This window comes from Marinobacter iranensis, assembly GCF_029207565.1.
Taxonomy (GTDB): Bacteria; Pseudomonadota; Gammaproteobacteria; order Pseudomonadales; family Oleiphilaceae; genus Marinobacter; species Marinobacter iranensis.
In genome coordinates, this window is record NZ_JANCMW010000130.1 from 1 (window position 1) to 275 (window position 275).

At 71.6% G+C, this 275-nt stretch carries 1 pseudogene; it reads right to left on the reverse strand.

The features are described from left to right. Positions 1-275, reverse strand: a pseudogene (locus NLU14_RS21735) (hypothetical protein); the annotation flags it as partial.

A 275-nucleotide genomic window follows, 5' to 3' on the forward strand; every position in this document is an offset into this window, starting at 1 on the left:
CATAGCCGCCGTTGCGCGAGACGCTGATGCCGGGCGTGCGCAGCAGCAGCTCGGTCGCGCCGATATCCTGGCTGCGGTCGATCGCCGCCTTGTCGAGCACCGTGATCGAGGCGGGGACCTGGTCGATGTTCACCGGCGCGCGGGTGGCGGTGACGGTGATCTGGTCGCTGTCCTCGGCCGCCGCCGCATCGGGCGCGGGCGCCTGCTGGGCGAAAGCCGCGGGCGCGGCGGCCAGGGCGAGGAACGAGGCGGAGAAACGGAGAACGGACTTCATT